Origin of the sequence: Priestia koreensis (assembly GCF_001274935.1) — a bacterium.
Lineage (GTDB): Bacteria > Bacillota > Bacilli > Bacillales > Bacillaceae_H > Bacillus_AG > Bacillus_AG koreensis.
This window is the reverse complement of record NZ_LILC01000038.1, coordinates 1-758: the sequence shown is the minus strand read 5'-3', so window position 1 is coordinate 758 and position 758 is coordinate 1. Positions and strand designations below refer to the sequence as shown.

Sequence of the window (758 nt, the reverse complement as noted above, 5' to 3'; positions counted from 1 at the left end):
CTTACGTTTTCCGTAGATTTTGCCGGTTTTCTCTTCTGAAAGCAGCTGTTGAATCATTCTTTTTTGTTGTTCCCATTTCTGATTATAATGGATTTGTCGGTTATTACCCTCCTTCGCTTTCGTACATTGTGAACGGAACGGACAACCCGAACAGTCTTCACATTCGTACACTTTCAATTCCTTTGTATATTCGTAACGATCTGTGCGATTCGAGTGGAAACGAAACGTTACCTTTTTCCCGTAGGGACAAGTAAACGAATCCTCTTCTTCATTGTACGCCCAGTTCGCCGCTCGAAACGGGTCGTTCTTCACCCGTTTTTTCTTCTCTTTTCGATACATGCCATAGGTGATCAGAGGGGTACATGTTCGGTTCTGCACATCCAGGTAATTCTCTTCACTTCCGTATCCGGCATCGGCGACAATATAGTCAGGCAGTTCGAAGTAGTGCTGTTCAATTTCGTCGAGAAATGGTCGAAGCGTTCGTGTGTCCGTTGGATTTGGAAAGACATCATACGCAAGCGTGTATTGACCTTCTGTCGCAATTTGCACATTATAACCAGCCTTCAGTTGACCATTTTTCATGTAGTCATCTTTCATACGCATAAACGTGGCATCATGATCCGTTTTTGAATAACTATTTCGGTTGTTGAAGATTGCCATGTCGTTCTCATACTTCGTCTTGCGTTTTACAAAGTCTTGAAACTGCTTCTGTGCTTTCTTCGGTTCTTTCCGTTTTGAGCGAAGGTGTTTTCGTTCAT

1 protein-coding gene is annotated in these 758 nt (G+C 42.9%); it reads right to left on the bottom strand.

The window, feature by feature from the left end; genetic code table 11:
* Positions 1–758: transposase (locus AMD01_RS23215; protein ID WP_157052840.1), on the bottom strand; the 758-nt coding region annotated here is incomplete at both ends.